At 68.0% G+C, this 14,460-nt stretch carries 13 protein-coding genes; 6 read left to right on the top strand and 7 right to left on the bottom strand.

What is annotated here, in order from left to right:
* Window positions 1–2: 2 nt before the first annotated feature.
* The 4 genes from rpsN (at window position 3) to JIM94_RS06840 (ending at window position 2,590) form a co-directional block, all read left to right on the top strand.
* Window positions 3–308 (top strand): 30S ribosomal protein S14, encoded by a 306-nt coding sequence (gene rpsN / locus JIM94_RS06855; protein ID WP_198737577.1) that lies wholly within the window; start codon window positions 3–5, stop codon window positions 306–308.
* 12 nt (window positions 309–320) lie between these two features.
* Window positions 321–569 carry a 30S ribosomal protein S18 gene (rpsR, locus tag JIM94_RS06850; RefSeq protein ID WP_198735420.1) on the top strand — a complete coding sequence of 83 codons (249 nt, stop codon included), beginning with the start codon at window positions 321–323 and terminating at the stop codon, window positions 567–569.
* Window positions 570–884: 315 nt separating this feature from the next.
* On the top strand, window positions 885–1,835 hold the full coding sequence (locus tag JIM94_RS06845) for a putative nucleotidyltransferase substrate binding domain-containing protein (RefSeq protein ID WP_200250953.1): 951 nt from the start codon (window positions 885–887) through the stop codon (window positions 1,833–1,835).
* A gap of 92 nt (window positions 1,836–1,927) precedes the next feature.
* Window positions 1,928–2,590, top strand: a complete 663-nt coding sequence (locus JIM94_RS06840) for a TetR/AcrR family transcriptional regulator (RefSeq protein WP_200250951.1) — start codon at window positions 1,928–1,930, stop codon at window positions 2,588–2,590.
* A 35-nt stretch (window positions 2,591–2,625) separates the two neighbouring features.
* Here the strand turns inward: JIM94_RS06840 and JIM94_RS06835 are convergent, their stop codons facing one another.
* The 4 genes from JIM94_RS06835 to JIM94_RS06820 all read right to left on the bottom strand — a co-directional run bounded on the left by JIM94_RS06835 (window position 2,626) and on the right by JIM94_RS06820 (window position 7,572).
* Complete coding sequence (locus JIM94_RS06835; RefSeq protein WP_200250949.1) at window positions 2,626–3,483, bottom strand: HpcH/HpaI aldolase/citrate lyase family protein; 858 nt, start codon at window positions 3,481–3,483, stop codon at window positions 2,626–2,628.
* 138 nt (window positions 3,484–3,621) lie between these two features.
* Window positions 3,622–5,178, bottom strand: coding sequence for a bifunctional phosphoribosylaminoimidazolecarboxamide formyltransferase/IMP cyclohydrolase (gene purH / locus JIM94_RS06830; protein WP_200252109.1), 1,557 nt, complete (start codon window positions 5,176–5,178; stop codon window positions 3,622–3,624).
* Between the two features lie 91 nt (window positions 5,179–5,269).
* Complete coding sequence (gene purN, locus JIM94_RS06825; protein WP_200252106.1) at window positions 5,270–5,914, bottom strand: phosphoribosylglycinamide formyltransferase; 645 nt, start codon at window positions 5,912–5,914, stop codon at window positions 5,270–5,272.
* A 62-nt stretch (window positions 5,915–5,976) separates the two neighbouring features.
* Entirely contained in the window at window positions 5,977–7,572 is a 1,596-nt protein-coding gene (locus JIM94_RS06820) for a cell division protein PerM (RefSeq protein WP_248086237.1), read from the bottom strand.
* 663 nt (window positions 7,573–8,235) lie between these two features.
* On the opposite strand from JIM94_RS06820, the gene JIM94_RS06815 reads away from it, so the two are divergent.
* The gene (locus tag JIM94_RS06815) at window positions 8,236–8,997 is read left to right on the top strand and encodes a M23 family metallopeptidase (RefSeq protein ID WP_234039054.1); all 762 of its coding nucleotides are present in this window, start codon (window positions 8,236–8,238) and stop codon (window positions 8,995–8,997) included.
* Window positions 8,998–9,164: 167 nt separating this feature from the next.
* On the opposite strand, the gene JIM94_RS06810 is transcribed toward JIM94_RS06815, so the two are convergent.
* Entirely contained in the window at window positions 9,165–11,660 is a 2,496-nt protein-coding gene (locus JIM94_RS06810) for a UvrD-helicase domain-containing protein (protein ID WP_200250945.1), read from the bottom strand.
* A 114-nt stretch (window positions 11,661–11,774) separates the two neighbouring features.
* Between JIM94_RS06810 and JIM94_RS06805 the strand changes: the two genes are divergently transcribed.
* Entirely contained in the window at window positions 11,775–12,080 is a 306-nt protein-coding gene (locus JIM94_RS06805) for a chorismate mutase (RefSeq protein ID WP_200250943.1), read from the top strand.
* A gap of 24 nt (window positions 12,081–12,104) precedes the next feature.
* On the opposite strand, the gene JIM94_RS06800 is transcribed toward JIM94_RS06805, so the two are convergent.
* Both JIM94_RS06800 and JIM94_RS06795 read right to left on the bottom strand, forming a co-directional pair.
* On the bottom strand, window positions 12,105–12,350 hold the full coding sequence (locus tag JIM94_RS06800) for a hypothetical protein (protein WP_200250941.1): 246 nt from the start codon (window positions 12,348–12,350) through the stop codon (window positions 12,105–12,107).
* A gap of 388 nt (window positions 12,351–12,738) precedes the next feature.
* On the bottom strand, window positions 12,739–14,220 hold the full coding sequence (locus JIM94_RS06795; RefSeq protein ID WP_200250939.1) for an NAD-dependent succinate-semialdehyde dehydrogenase: 1,482 nt from the start codon (window positions 14,218–14,220) through the stop codon (window positions 12,739–12,741).
* Window positions 14,221–14,460: the final 240 nt, after the last annotated feature.

Genomic DNA, 14,460 nt, shown 5'->3' with positions numbered 1-14,460 from the left:
TCATGGCCAAGAAGTCGAAGATCGCCAAGAACGAGAAGCGCAAGGAAATCGTCGCCCGCTTCGCGGAGCGTCGCAACGAGCTCAAGGCCATCATCAAGAACCCGAACTCCTCCGATGAGGAGCGTATGGATGCGCAGTACGAGCTGAACCGCCAGCCGCGTGACGCGTCTCCGGTCCGCGTTCGTAACCGTGACGCCGCTGACGGCCGTCCCCGCGGTTACCTCCGCAAGTTCGGTCTGTCCCGTGTTCGCGTCCGTGAAATGGCTCACCGCGGTGAGCTCCCGGGCGTCCGTAAGTCCAGCTGGTAAGGGAGTAGCTAAATGAAGCGCACCAACATGAAGAAGGCGCGGATGGAGCAGTCCCGCCGCCCCAAGAAGAACCCGCTCAAGGCCGCCAAGATCGACCGCGTCGATTACAAGGACATTGACACCCTGCGGCTGTTCATCTCCGACCGTCACAAGATCCGGTCCCGCCGGGTCACCGGTCTGACCCCGCAGCAGCAGCGTCAGGTCGCCACCGCGGTCAAGAACGCCCGTGAAATGGCTCTCCTGCCTTTCACCAGCCGCTAGATCGAGATTCATCGGGGGCCTCCGCGAGGATCTCCTTCCGCAGCCGCCTGAGAGGGCGTCTATGCGATGACAGCGAACTTTCGCCGCTGACACTCGTGACACGGCCAAAGTAACGGCGTTCACCGAACACCGTGAACAACCGGCCCGCAACAACCACCCCTTCACCGGGTAGTGGCGCTTGCGGGCCGGTTTTCGTGTGTCCGGGGTCCGGTTCCCCCTTTTCCCCGGCCTTCGCGCCGGTCACGGATCCGGGGGACGGTGCTGGTAAATTGGACCGGAAGATCCTCACACACCATCTTTCCGGAGGGCACCACCGTGCTGCATGATTCGCTGACCGACCTGGCTGAGCAGGCACCCCTGTGCGCCTCCGCGGCCACCGTGCGGGGTGTCCTCACGGAATCCCACGACCTTCTGCGCAACGCCCTGAACCACAGCGCCGACGCCGTGGAGGTCACCCGCTGGTACACCGCGCTCGTGACCGACGCTCTCCACAGTCCGGGGGCCCGGGCACTGGCCGGCGACGCGGACATCGTCGTCACCGGCGCCTACGGACGTGGTTCCGGCACCCCCACGGCGCCGCTGCACTGGCTGACGGTTCTCCCACCGGACACGGAGGGTCCCACCGCCGATCCCGCGGGGGAACTCGCGGCTCTGGTCTCCGAATCCGGGATACTCCTCGGGGGGACACCCACCGCCCTCTCCCCCGCGGACCGCTCGACGTGGTCGAACCGGATCGATGCCGCCGTGGATTCCCGTGACGGTACCGCCCTGGGATGGTTCGTTGACGCGGGAAGCTGGTTCACCCCCGCTGTCATCGACCGGACCTCTGATTTCACCCCTCTCCTCGTCGAAGCGGTGGAGAACCGGCCGCCGGCGGTGCGGTCGAGGGAGGGACTGCCCCGGAAGGACGTCCCGATCGATGTCACGGGGCAGCTGCTCACCCCTCTCGGGCAGATCGCCCGGTGGGCGGGGACGGCTGCGGGATGCGCACGGACCGGGGTCGTCGAACGGATCGGTGCCGCCCGCTCGGCGGGTGTCCTCCTCGATTCGGAGGCGGACTACCTTCTCGAGGCCTGGGAGGCCGGACTCGAGTTGACGCTGACGAGGTGGCTCGAACGTGTCCAGGATGAGCCGACCACGCTCGACATGCTCCCGCAGCTGCAGCGCTCCACATTCGGTGCCGCATGCAGGATGCTGGCCGATGTGACCCGCTCAACCGCGGAACGCCACGGAATCGACACGCGGAAGTGCGGTACCCGGATATGAGCATGTGTTCCGACAGTCGCAGGGGGAAGGTCCCCGCACCGGATAGACTCCGGGGGTCCGTGGTGGTTGAACGAGGAAGGCGGGTGAGCTAGATGGCCGGCACTGTCGGGCGTCCACGCAAGAACAGTCCCCGCCGCAGGGGAAGTACCGCGAGGGAGGAGATCCTCGACGCCGCAGCGGAGTTGTTCACGACCCAGGGATTCGCGACCACGTCGACGCACCAGATCGCTGACGCCGTGGGCATCCGGCAGGCGTCGCTGTACTATCACTTCCCCTCCAAGACCGAGATCTTCCTGACGCTCCTCCAGTCCACCGTCGATCCGTCCCTGGAGCTGGCCGGGAGACTCGAGGCCTCCGATGCCGGGCCGGCGCTGAAACTCTGGGCGCTCGTCGCCGTGGAGGCGCGTCTGCTGCTGTCCACACGGTGGAACGTCGGGCGGTTGTACCAGCTGCCCATCGCCGCATCCGATGAATTCACGGATTTCCATGCGCAGCACCGGGAGCTGAAGGAGATCTTCCGTTCGATGGCCGCGGAGCTCACGGGTCGCGACGATCAGCGCATCGAGCTCCCCTTCTACCTCGCGCAGTCCGCGACGGAGATGCGGAGCAACGACGGCGTCGTCCCCTCCCCCCTGTCATCGGAGAGTCTCCCGCCCACCGCGGTCATGCTCGCCGACGCGGCACTCACGGTCCTCGGCGGTGTCCCCCCGGAGGACCGGGTCGCCCGCACGCTGGAACTGCTCACGGTGAACTGAGTTCCTCCCGGGGCCGTGGGGTCTGTCGTGGCCCGTCAGCCGGCCCGCGCCACCAGGCGCCGGGCCTGGGCGATCAGGGGGGCGTCGATCATCTCACCGTCGATCTTGAACGCACCGGGGTGTCTCCGTGCCTCCTCGACGATCCGTCGGGCGCGATCCAGCTGGCCGGGTTCAGGGGTGTAGGCGCGGCGGACGACCTCGATCTGCCGGGGGTGGATGCAGGCGGTCGCGGCGAACCCCGAACGAGCCGCATCGGCGGCCTCCTCGTACAGTCCCCTGTCATCGGTGAAGTCCGCGTGCACGGCATCGACCGTGAACTTGCCCACCGCAGCCGCATGCATGTGCATGAGCGAACGGGCCATCAGCATGATGTCCCGGTAGCGTCCGGGACGGTCCTCCGGGGCCCCTTCGTCCGGTTGGAGCCGGGAGTGTGTCCCTCCCAGGTAGGCACAGAGATCCTCGGCTCCCCAGTAGAGCCCGACGACATCGGGATCCGCCGCGAGTGCACCGAGGCCGAGGACGGCCTGTGGCGTCTCGATGAGCGCGATGACCCGGAATCCGCGCACCTCGTCCGGGATGCGGTCGGTCACCTTCGGGACGATGACGGTGCGGTAGCCGGTTTCCCGGATCGCGCTGACATCGTCGGCGAAACCGGGATCCTGCGGGCCGCAGACCCTGACCATCGTCCGCCGTGGGTCCAGGCCGGAGGCGACGATGTTGCGCCGCCCCTCCTCACGGGAGACCGAACCCGCACCGTCCTCGAGATCGAGGATGACCATGTCCGAGCACTCCGCCGCACGGGCGAAACGTTCGGGGCGGGTGGCGGGGGCGAACAGAAGTGCAGGTCCGGTGATGACCGGATCCGTCGTACCGTCGTCGTTCTTTCCGGTCATGTCCGTCCTCTCACGCCCTGCGGCACGACCGGGACCGGACGTACCCGCGCCGTTCCGCCCGGCCACCCGGAGCGACGGCGTCTCGGTGCCCATTATGCCGGAGTTGCTCCACCCGCACGGGACAACGGGTGCTGCGGATCAGTGCGCGAAGTGCCGTGACCCGGTGAGGTACATCGTGACGCCCGCCCTGTTCGCGGCCTCGATGACCTCGGCGTCGCGGATGGATCCACCGGGTTGGACGACGGCGGTCACGCCGGCTTCGGCGAGCACCTCGAAGCCGTCGGCGAAGGGGAAGAAGGCGTCCGATGCCGCGACCGCACCACGGGCCCGGTCCGCCCCCGCCCGCTGGACGGCGAGGCGGGCGGAGTCGACGCGGTTGACCTGCCCCATGCCGACACCGACCGTCGCACCGTCGGCGGCGAGCAGGATCGCGTTGGATTTCACGGCACGGACACTACGCCACGCGAAGACGAGATCGGCGAGGGTGTCCGCGTCGGCGGCGTCCCCCGCGGCGAGGGTCCAGTTGTCGGGGTCGTCACCGTCGGCGTGGACGAGGTCGCGTTCCTGGACGAGGACGCCACCGGAGATCTGACGCTCCTCGAAGCCGCCACGGACGGGTTCCGCGGCGACCAGGATGCGGATGTTCTTCTTCCGGGAGAGGACGTCCACGGCGCCGTCAGCGTAGGACGGCGCGATGATGACCTCGGTGAAGATCTCGGCGACCTGTTCCGCCATCTCGACGCTGATCTCACGGTTGGCGGCGATCACGCCTCCGAACGCGGAGACGGGGTCACAGGCGTGGGCCGCCCTGTGCGCCGCCGCGATGGATTCGTCGGAGACCGCGATACCGCAGGGGTTCGCGTGTTTGATGATGGCGACACAGGGACGGTCATGGTCCCAGGCGGCACGCCAGGCGGCGTCGGAGTCGGTGTAGTTGTTGTAGCTCATCTCCTTGCCGTGGAACTGCTCGGCCTGCGCGAGACCCGCACCCGCCCGGTCCGCGTAGAGCGCCGCGGTCTGGTGGGGGTTCTCGCCGTAACGCAGTGTCGCGGAACGGACGTGGGTGGATCCGATCCAGGACGGGAAGGAGTCACCGGCCTCGGTCTGTCCCGTGATCCAGCCCGCGACGGCGACGTCATAGTCGGCGGTGTGCCGGAATGCCGCGGCGGCCAGACGTGCACGTTCCCCGCGGGTGAAACCCCCGTCGGTGACCGCGCGGGCGACATCCTCATAACGGGAGGGGTCGACGACGACGGCGACGGAGGGATGGTTTTTCGCTGCGGCACGAACCATCGACGGCCCCCCGATGTCGATCTGCTCGACGCAGGCGTCGAAATCCGCGCCGGAGGCGACGGTCTCGCTGAACGGGTAGAGGTTGACCACCACGAGTTCGAAGGGGGCGACGCCGAGCTCACTGAGCTGGTTGAGGTGCTCGGGGCGGCGGGTGTCGGCGAGGATGCCCGCGTGGACGCGGGGATGGAGGGTCTTGACACGACCGTCGAGACATTCGGGGAATCCGGTGAGTTCCTCGACACGGGTGACCTTGACACCCGCCCCGGCGATACGGGTGGCGGTGGAACCGGTGGAGACGATCTCCACGCCTGCGGCGTCGAGGGACCGTGCCAGTTCCTCCAGACCGGTTTTGTCGTAGACGCTGATGAGTGCGCGGGTGATTGCCTTGCGGTCGTCGCTCATGGCTGCTGTGGGGGCCTTTCGTCGGTCGTTCGGGGTCGTGTCTTCGGTCGTCATGCCCAGCGTAGGTGCCGGGGGTGGTGCGTGGTGGAGCTCAGGGGGTTCCGGAGCGGTTGGCCGCCCGGCGGACGTCGTCGGGATCGACCGCGTCGAGCAGGTCGACGATGAGTCTGCGTTCCTCCGCCTTGATGCGCTCATGGAGGGTGTCCACGTCATCGTCCGGGAGGACGGGGACCGCGGCCTGCGCGAGGATGGGGCCGGTGTCGACACCCTCGTCGACGATGTGGACGGTGCATCCGCTGACCTTCACACCGTGCGCCAGGGCGTCGGGAACCGCGTGGGCCCCGGGAAAGGACGGGAGGAGTGCCGGATGGGTGTTGATGACCCGCTCGGGGAACGCCTCCAGGAAGCGGGGCCCCAGGATCTTCATGAACCCGGCGGAGACCACCAGATCGGGCCGCATCGAGGAAACGGTGTCCCGGAGTTCGTCATCCCAGTCGGTCCGGGGGCGACCCCGGTCGAGATGGACCACGCGGACCGGTATGCCCGCGGCCTCCGCCCGACGGCCCGCGCCACACGGCTGGTCGGTGACGACACCGACGACGGTGTAGTGCCTGTCGGCGGCGGTGATGATCGCCTGCAGCAGGGTTCCCGTCCCTGACGCGAGAACCACCACCCTGGTCAGTTGTCTGTCTTCGGTCACCGGGACAATGTTAGTACCCGGCGTGGGGCACCGCAGGCAACCGTCACCCCACGACGCCCGCGCGGGTGCACCTCACCCCGTCGCGGACACCGCCCGGGTCACTGCTCCGGATCGCGGTCCCCGGCCTCCGGGTCCGTGCTCGTCTCGACGGAAGCGTCACGCGCGTCGCGTTCCGGTCCCTGCGTCTCCGGCTCATCGGGGTCCGCCGGAGTTCCCGTGGCCACCGCCTCATCGGGGTCCTCCGGCACCGGGGTCCCCCCGGTCTCCACGGGGTCCCCGCCCCGCTCTTCCGCGTCCGCGGCCGATTCCGGGACGGAGTGCCCGGATTCGTCCCCGGTGGCGGCGAGGACGGCGGCCGTGTCCGCATCTCCGTCCGTGGGGCCGTCGACGGAGTCCGGGCCGGGTGCGTCGGATTCCCCGGCGGCGATCAGATCCTCCTCATCGACGGTCTCCCCGGGCGAACCTTCCCCGGTGACGGTTCCGTCCACATCCGACCCCTCACCGTCGACACCCGGCCCGGCACCGTCGTCCGTTTCCCCGTCGTCCACCGCGTCCGTCGGGGGTTCAGTGTCCCCGTCCACGGACCGACGCTGGAGGAGTATTCCCGTGACCGTGTTCACCACGGCCCCCACGACGGCGAGTTCCACGGCGACGAGAGCGGCCGTGAGAATGACGGCCACCCCGCTGGATCCGTAGACACCGACGGTTCCACCGGTCAGTGCCCCGACGATGACGGTGAACACCCCGGCCCAGAGCCCCGCGAGCCCCATCTCCCGCCACGTCCTGGTGCCTGCTCGGCAGTACCCGTGGGCGACGATGCCCGCCAGGACGGGCGGAATGACGATGAGCACGAGGGCCCAGCCGGGAACGGAGGTCGGAACGGCGGCCAGGAGCGGCAGGGGTGGCAGCGGGACGACGGTCACGTCGTGGAGGGACACGGAGGCGCCACCGAGATGGAACTCGGAACCGACCAGCACCGCGGCACCGGCGACGGCGGCATCAGGGAGGTAGAGCAGACTGACGCCGACGAGACCTGCGGTGGCCGTGCCACCGCCGAAGGTGTCCAGCAGTTCCGCCAGCACCCGCCAGTGCACCACGAGAGACACCAGCACGAGCAGCAGTCCCGCGACCGTGAGGGCCAGGAGGAATCTCACCGCCGGAGCCACCGCGTCGACCACCGACGGGGGCACGGTGAATCTTCTGGCCAGCGCCCGCCACAGTTTCGGCCCCATGCCGATCACGAGTGCACCGAGGTGCAGGAGCAGGACCCGTCCGAGAACCACCGCGAGCGGTGGAACCTCGACGGGAAGGACCGGACGGGCGTCGAGGAGCATCGCCGTGGCGGTCAACGCCAGCACCACGGGGGTCAGAAGCACACAACCGGTGAGCACGGTCAGGTCCAGGATGGAGATGCGGTGCCGGACGGCCACCCTCACCCGGTGCGACACCAGCCACACCACGCCGAGGGCGGGCAGCATCGGGAGCTGTGACAGGACAGCCGTGTCCGAGGCGACGGGGGCCAGATTCACCGCGAGCCAGAGCTGCGCCACGGTCGCCGCGAGCGGGACGAACCCGGAGTCCGTGAGCATCAACGCACACAGTGCGACAAGAACGACGACCGCGACGACCACGGCGTTCGGGATCAGTGCGACCGGGAGAAACGCCCGCAGCCGCCGGCGGAGGTTGTCGCGCACCGGAGGGGTCCGTGCTTCCGTCTCCGCGGCACCGGCGGAACGGGTCCGCCCCGCGGCCGGGGCCGCGCCCCTCCGCGATCCCGGACCCGGTCGGTTGCGTGACGCCGGGGGACGGTTCGGACGGGGATTCTGTCGTGTCTTTCTGCTCACCGGTCCAACTGTGCCACCTCCCCTGCCCAACGGGGTGCTGACACGACCGGATCCCGGCCCACGACACCGACCGCCCCTCCCCGGACGCCCCGGGGACCGGCGCACGGGAGGCACGGAGGCCGCTCCGCACCGTGGTGTCCGGAACACGGAGATGTCGGACCTGTGGTGCGGTCCCGCCGCTCTGCGCGCACGATCGGTGGCCGCCGTGTACTGTTACCGGAGTCCGATTCCGCATGGATCGGCGTCAGGGTGTCCGACAGGTCATTTCCAGGCGTTTCAAACTCCCCCACCCCAACCGGGAGTGACAATCATCACAACAGATGTGCGGGAATGACTTGCCAGGTTTGTAACAAACCGTTATCGTTGTGAAGCGTTAGGTAACGGGACGATCACACCGGCGGCCACGCCGCACGGTCCCGGCACCGGCGCCTGCATCAATGATCGTCACCCCGTCGAACGGGGGATGACGTCGAATGGTGTCGCACGGCGCATCACGGCTCAAGAGTTAACGAGATGGAAGAAGGCTTCATGCACAAGCAGGCTCAGCGGAGGACCGCAGGCGCGCACCGCAAGCAGTCCGTCTCATCCAACGCCAAGAGCCGCATCGCTCTCGTCGCGGTGGCGACCGGAGCGGTCTCGACCGCAGGTGCCGGCGGCGCAGCCGCAGCACACGCCACCCATCCGGCGGCGGCATCGACCGAAGCCCGGGATGAAGCCCCCGATTACACCCTCGTCGCCGATTCGGTGGCCCCGGTCATCGGAAGTTCGGAAGCTCCGCAGATCCTCAACATCGCGGAGTTCAAGCCGATCGACAATCTCGCGGAACAGCTCAACAAAGCCATCCAGTACAACGCGGAGCGTATCGCCGCGGATCTCGCCGCTCGTGCGCCGAAGAGCTCCGCCCCGGCGGAGGGAACCCTGACGTCGACGTTCGGTGCTCGGTGGGGAACACTGCACGCAGGCGTCGACATCGCCAACGCTCTCGGCACCGCGATCACGGCGGTCGAGGACGGCACGGTGATCGATGCGGGACCGGCCTCCGGTTTCGGCCAGTGGGTCCGTATCAAGCACGCTGACGGGACCGTCACCGTCTACGGACACATGGAGACCGTCGAGGTTTCCGTCGGACAGCAGGTCACCGCCGGTCAGCGTATCGCGGGAATGGGTTCACGCGGTTTCTCGACCGGTGTCCACGTCCACTTCGAGGTTCACCCCAACGGTGGCGGAGCCATCGACCCCCTCCCCTGGCTCGCCGAGCGCGGTGTGTTCCTCTAGGCGGAACCGCCCGCTCTGACACCCGGCACGCTCACGGTCAACACCGTGTGGCGTGTCTTTCCTTTTTCCTGCACCGGGTCATCCGCGTCAACGGATCAAGCCGGCGGGTGCCCGAAACCGGTGGTCAGTTTTCCGGTCGAGATGCACCCGTCGGCTTCACCGGTCTGTCAGAGCTTCTCCATGGGCAACCCGGCCATCAGCATGAGCCGTACCGTTCCGGAGGATCCGAAGTCAATCGTCGCTGAGTCGTAGGCTCCCACCGGGGTCACCTCCTGCACGGTGCCGAGACCGTATTTGTCGTGGTTGACCCTGTCCCCCACCGCCAGCTTGAGGGCCGGCCGACCGGAACCACCCGATCTCGGACGGGTGGCGGGACCGGAGGAACGGCCGTTGTACCCTCCGGCACCACTGCCCCGTGGGTGATGGGTCCCCCGGCTACCGGAACCGCCCCAGGCACCACCGGAGGACCCCGCCGGTTCCTCACGACGCCAGTCGATGAGTTCTCCGGGGATCTCGGTGAGGAACCGGGACGGTGGATTCGTCATGGGGTTTCCCCATGAACTCCGCAGCACCGCCCGTGTCAGGTAGAGGCGTTCACGGGCACGGGTGATGCCGACGTAGGCGAGGCGTCGCTCCTCCGCCAGCTCCCCCGGATCACCGAGGGAACGCAGGTGCGGGAACTGCCCGTCCTCCCAGCCGGTGACGAACACGACGGGGAACTCCAGTCCCTTCGCGGTGTGGAGGGTCATGAGGGTGACCACCCCCTGTCCGTCATCGGGGATCTGGTCGGCGTCCGCGACGAGGGACACACGTTCGAGGAACGCCTGGAGGCTACCCGGCTCCGGTTCCCCCGGCTCCGGCGCGTAGTCGCCACCGTCCATCTCCTCGTAGGCGACCCGCATCGCGGCGTCACTGGAGAACTCGCGCGCGACGGCGATGAGCTCCTTCAGGTTGTCCAGCCGGGTAGCATCCTGCGGATCGTTCGATTTCTCCAGTTCCGCGAAGTATCCCGTACGGGTACAGACCTCGGTGATGAGCTCCCCCAGGTCAGGCATGCGGGTGTCGTCGTCGACCGTGTTCGCCGCCACGTCACGGAGTTCCGCGAGAAGAGCGACGAATCCCGTGATGGCGTTGCGCCCCCGACCGCCCAGCATGTCGACCTCACCGGCGGCGGCGTCGAGCAGTGCCCGGTGGAAACTGATGCGGTTGGTGTCGGCGTGCAACGCGACGAACGCCTGTGCCCGGTCGCCGATTCCCCGACGCGGGGTGTTGATGATCCTGCGCAGGCTCACCGTGTCATCGGGATTGTCCAGCACCTTGAGGTAGGCGATGATGTCCCGGATCTCCCTGCGTTCGTAGAACCGGGTACCCCCGACGACGCGGTAGGGCACACCGGAACGGATGAACACCTCCTCCAACGCGCGGGAGGCGTTGTTCGTGCGGTACATCACCGCAATGTCGGAGTAGTGCACCCCCCGGTCGGACAGGGCGTCGATCTCCGAGGCGACGAAGCGCGCCTCGTCATGTTCGTTGTCGGCGACGTAACCGACGATGGGATCCCCCTCCCCGAGGGCCGTCCACAGTTTCTTCTCACGCCTGCCCGCGTTCCTGGCTATGACGGCGTTCGCGGCGGAGAGGATCTTCTGCGTCGAACGGTAGTTCTGTTCGAGGAGAATCGTCCGCGCCTCCGGGTAGTCCCGTTCAAACTCCTCGATGTTCCTGATCGTCGCACCACGGAAAGCGTAGATCGACTGATCGGCGTCACCGACGACGCACAGTTCACTCGGCGGAACCGAATGCGCACCGTCCGGCTGCGGGCGCCCGACGAGTTCCGCCACCAACCGGTACTGGGCGTGGTTGGTGTCCTGGTACTCGTCGATGAGGACGTGACGGAACCTGCGCCGGTAGTGTTCGGCGACATCCGGATGTGCGGCGAGCAGCCCCACGACCTCACCGATCAGGTCATCGAAGTCGACGGCGTTGGAACGGCGGAGCCGGACCTGGTACTCGGCGTAGACCTCCGCGACCGTCATCCCGAACCTGTCGGACGAGCGTGACGCCTGTGCCGCGGCATCCGACGGATCGACGAGTTCGTTCTTCAGGTTGGAGATCGCGTTCGCCAGCGCTCTCGGCGTGAACTTCTTCGCGTCCAGGCCCATGTCCTTGGCGATCATCCCGAGCAGACGCCGGGAATCGTCGGAGTCGTAGATGCTGAAGTTGGTCTTGAGCCCGTCGATCAGCGCCGCCTGCTGACGCAGAATGCGCACACAGGTGGAGTGGAAGGTCGACACCCACATCCGCTCCGCGGAGGGACCGACCAGCCCCCGGACACGCTCCCGCATCTCGGACGCGGCCTTGTTGGTGAAGGTGATGGCGAGGACCTGCCCCGGATGCACACCACGATGGGCCAGCAGGTGGGCGATACGTCGCGTCAGGACGGCGGTCTTACCGGAACCTGCGCCCGCGACGATGAGCAACGGCCCACCGGTGTGCTCGACGGCGGCACGCTGCTGGTCGTTGAGGCCCTCCACGAGGTCCGCCGGGGCCCCGGGGACATCGGCGGCGCCGTGTGCGGCACCGGTGCGGAACGGGGCGAGAGGTGTTTTTCCACCGGATGCCCCATCAGGCGTTCCGGCGGGTGTTCCATCGGGCAAGATACTCATAGTTCCTCCAACTTACAGTTCCCCGGGACATCCCCGGATCCAGCTTCCGCCGTACCCGCTCAGCTCCACGCCCCACGGGGCGGGACGGCGGGGAGACGTGGCAGAATACGGGTCATGAACGCCGATGCCGAACACTTCGAGATCCGCAGCCCCTCCGGGACCGACGATCCCCTGTCCGACGCCGAGATCCGGCGGTACCGGCAGGAGATAGACAGACTCGACAGGGAGATCATCGCGGCGGTGCAGCGCCGACGTGAGATCTCGCAGGCGATCGGCAAGACCCGGATGGGGTCCGGTGGAACGAGACTGGTTCACGGTCGGGAGGTCGCCATCATCAACCAGTTCCGTGATGAGATCGGCGAGGAGGGACCCGCCCTCGCGGCGATCCTGCTCCGGATGGGCCGCGGCAAACTCGGCTGATCCGGTCGCATCCACCGGACATCATCAACGGCGTCCGGGGTCCCCGGTCCGACGGTACGGCACATCGAGCTGCTCACGCCACGAGGTGAAGTCCCGGCCGCCACCACCCGAACGGAACCTGAGTTCGGCGATCCGTTCGAGGCGCACATATTCCCGCAGGACGTGCCCCGCCAGTTCGTCCACGGCGACGCCGTGGCGCCGGGCGCACTCCCCGAGATCAGCCAGAAGAGCCGCGTCAATGCCGATGTGATGCGCGTGTCCCTCACTCATGCCCCCACTCTCCCGCCACCGTTCCCACGTGTCAACGTTCCGTCCCACCCGTCGACACCACGACGTTTCGCGGGAATCGAACTCCGCGGTGCACGGAGCCCCCGGACCACGCACGTTCACGCGTACGGTACGTTCGTCGACACCGGAATCCCGTGGGACAACTCCATCGGCCCCTGGACAGGAACGGTGCACGCCGGCCGGGAACCGGGCCGCAGCCGTGCATTCCGTCACGGAAGAAGCGACACCGACGGGGGCGCCGATCCCCGCCGCAACTGGCCGGCAGGTCAGGCGCACCCGCCCCGCCACGGACCGGAGAGCGGCGGGGCGGCGGCACCCCGGCCCCGGTGCATCGGAATGCACCGGGGCCGGGGTGTTCTCCACCGGTGGTCTAGACCGGCAGTGAGATCAGTTTCGTCTCCAGGAACTCATCGATCCCCTCGAAACCGCCCTCACGTCCGAGACCGGACTGCTTGACCCCTCCGAAGGGGGCCGCCGGGTCGGACAGTGCACCCTTGTTCACGGCGACCATGCCCGCCTGGATCTTCTCCGCCGCCCCCAGTGCCCGGGTGAGGTTCTCGGAGAACACGTAGGCGGCCAGACCGAAGGGGGTGTCGTTGGCCATGCGGACGGCCTCCTCGTCGGTGTCGAACGTGGTCACGGAGACGACCGGACCGAAGATCTCGGCATCGCGGATCTCCGCCGATTCGGGGGCGTCGGTGAGAACGGTGGGCGGGTAGAAACTACCGCCATCCGGAACACCGGGAAGTTCGGAGCGGTCCCCGCCGAGCAGCACCTTCGCCCCCTTCGCCTTCGCGTCCTCCACGAGACCGGAGACCGTCTCCATTTGGTCGTCCCCGGAGAGCGGACCGACGGTGGTGTCCGGGTCGGTGCCCCGCCCGACGGTGAACTGACGCATCTTCTCGACGACGCCGGCGACGAACTCGTCCTTGATCGACGAGTGCACGAGGAACCGGTTCGCCGCGATGCAGACCTGTCCCGCACCACGCATCTTCGCGGTGGCCACCGCCTCGACGGCGGACTCCAGGTCCGCGTCATCGAAGACGACGTAGGGGGCGTTTCCACCGAGTTCCAGAGACACCCGCATGGTGTTCTCCGCGGCCTTCGCGGCGAGCATCTGACCGACCTCGGTGGAACCGGTGAACGTGAGTTTCCGCAGTCGCGGGTCCTCCAGCAGAGAGGACACGTTCGATGCCCTGGCGGTGGGCAGCACCGAGACGACCCCGGCCGGGACACCGGCCTCAGCCAGGAGTTTCGCCAGGTAGAGCATGGTCAGTGGGGTTTTCGAGGCGGGCTTGATGATCATCGTGCATCCGGCGGCCAGCGCCGGGCCGAGCTTCCGGGTCCCCATCGCGAGGGGAAAGTTCCACGGTGTCACGGCGAGACTCGGTCCGACCGGCTGCCGGGTGACCACCAGTCGGGCGTTACCCGACGGACTGTGCCTGTAGTCCCCCGTGATGCGCACCGCCTCCTCGGCGAACCACCGGAAGAACTCCGCACCGTAGGCGACCTCACCGCGTGAATCGGGCAGCGCCCGACCGAGTTCAGCGGACTGGAGGTAGGCGAGCTCCTCGGCGTGCTCCAGCACGAGACGGTTCGCCCGGTAGAGGATCTCGGATCGTTCCCGGGCCGGGGTGGCGGCCCAGTCGTCCTGGGCGGCCACTGCGGCGTCCAGCGCCCGGCGGGCGTCGCCGCCGGTGGCGGAGGCGACGGTGGCGAGGACGGTACCGTCGGCCGGGTCGATGACGTCAAGGGTACCACCGTCCGACGCGTCGACGAATTCGCCGCCGATGAACAGTTGCTTCGGGGCGCCCTCGATGAGCGCGGCCAGGTTGATCGTGGAATCAGTCATGCCCCCACTATGCCCGTTTTCCCACCGGCGTGCGACACCCCTCATCCGACTCGGGGTAGCAGTACCGACAGCACCGACACCCCCGCCACAGAGAGGGTGGTTTCCCTGATGCGTCCGGCACTCCTTCAGCCGGGACACAGCCCCGGCCCACCGGCGGGATAACGGCTAACGTGGGGGTGTAAAGACGACACCGGAACCGGTACGCGGACCCCGGGCCACAAGCCCGGCCGGAATCCGCGC

This window comes from Corynebacterium pygosceleis (assembly GCF_016595275.2).
In the GTDB taxonomy this organism is placed as follows: Bacteria; Actinomycetota; Actinomycetes; order Mycobacteriales; family Mycobacteriaceae; genus Corynebacterium; species Corynebacterium pygosceleis.
This window is presented reverse-complemented; position numbering and strand designations above follow the sequence as displayed.

Bases quoted from the DNA above. Each gene is read 5' to 3' on its own strand.
- rpsN (WP_198737577.1), top strand. From the start codon at position 3: ATGGCCAAGAAGTCGAAGATCGCCAAGAACGAGAAGCGCAAGGAAATC.
- rpsR (WP_198735420.1), top strand. From the start codon at position 321: ATGAAGCGCACCAACATGAAGAAGGCGCGGATGGAGCAGTCCCGCCGC.
- JIM94_RS06840 (WP_200250951.1), top strand. From the start codon at position 1,928: ATGGCCGGCACTGTCGGGCGTCCACGCAAGAACAGTCCCCGCCGCAGG.
- JIM94_RS06835 (WP_200250949.1), bottom strand. From the start codon at position 3,483: ATGACCGGAAAGAACGACGACGGTACGACGGATCCGGTCATCACCGGA.
- purH (WP_200252109.1), bottom strand. From the start codon at position 5,178: ATGAGCGACGACCGCAAGGCAATCACCCGCGCACTCATCAGCGTCTAC.
- JIM94_RS06815 (WP_234039054.1), top strand. From the start codon at position 8,236: ATGGAAGAAGGCTTCATGCACAAGCAGGCTCAGCGGAGGACCGCAGGC.
- JIM94_RS06810 (WP_200250945.1), bottom strand. From the start codon at position 11,660: ATGAGTATCTTGCCCGATGGAACACCCGCCGGAACGCCTGATGGGGCA.
- JIM94_RS06805 (WP_200250943.1), top strand. From the start codon at position 11,775: ATGAACGCCGATGCCGAACACTTCGAGATCCGCAGCCCCTCCGGGACC.
- JIM94_RS06800 (WP_200250941.1), bottom strand. From the start codon at position 12,350: ATGAGTGAGGGACACGCGCATCACATCGGCATTGACGCGGCTCTTCTG.
- JIM94_RS06795 (WP_200250939.1), bottom strand. From the start codon at position 14,220: ATGACTGATTCCACGATCAACCTGGCCGCGCTCATCGAGGGCGCCCCG.